This window comes from Microbacterium sp. DT81.1, from assembly GCF_049844955.1.
Lineage (GTDB): Bacteria > Actinomycetota > Actinomycetes > Actinomycetales > Microbacteriaceae > Microbacterium.
In genome coordinates, this window is sequence record NZ_JBNCMA010000045.1 from 1 (window position 1) to 201 (window position 201).

At 66.7% G+C, this 201-nt stretch carries 1 protein-coding gene; it reads right to left on the reverse strand.

The genetic code is table 11. The features are described 5' to 3' along the window. Positions 1-201: hypothetical protein (locus tag ACLQ2Q_RS22275; protein ID WP_425824101.1), on the reverse strand; the 201-nt coding region annotated here is incomplete at both ends.

Consider the following 201-nt stretch of genomic DNA (forward strand, 5'->3'; position numbering starts at 1 on the left):
CGATTCGCCGGTCGCCGAGCTTGTCGAGGCGTCGTCCTCGTTCTTCGCCCCTTCGACAGGCTCAGGGACCGATTCGCGGGTCGCCGAGCTTGTCGAGGCGTCGTCCTCGTTCTTCGCCCCTTCGACAGGCTCAGGGACCGATTCGCCGGTCGCCGAGCTTGTCGAGGCGTCGTCCTCGTTCTTCGCCCCTTCGACAGGCTC